The organism is Alteromonas sp. 5NW40-0090 (assembly GCF_057552975.1).
The window spans coordinates 1-400 of sequence record NZ_BAAJLT010000038.1; the positions used below are offsets into that span (position 1 = coordinate 1).

A 400-nucleotide genomic window follows, 5' to 3' on the forward strand; every position below is an offset into this window, starting at 1 on the left:
TGTGGCTGGGGGTGAAAGGCCAATCAAACCGGGAGATAGCTGGTTCTCCCCGAAATCTATTTAGGTAGAGCCTCGGACGAATTCCATTGGGGGTAGAGCACTGTTAAGGCTAGGGGGTCATCCCGACTTACCAACCCTTTGCAAACTCCGAATACCAATGAGAACTATCCGGGAGACACACGGCGGGTGCTAACGTCCGTCGTGGAGAGGGAAACAACCCAGACCGCCAGCTAAGGTCCCAAAATATTGCTAAGTGGGAAACGATGTGGGAAGGCATAGACAGCTAGGAGGTTGGCTTAGAAGCAGCCACCCTTTAAAGAAAGCGTAATAGCTCACTAGTCGAGTCGGCCTGCGCGGAAGATGTAACGGGGCTAAGCAATATACCGAAGCTGCGGCAGCA

At 53.0% G+C, this 400-nt stretch carries 1 rRNA gene; it reads left to right on the forward strand.

Annotation, left to right across the window (positions count from 1 at the left end):
- Nucleotides 1-400 (forward strand): 23S ribosomal RNA (locus tag AC27KT_RS19800); the annotation flags it as partial.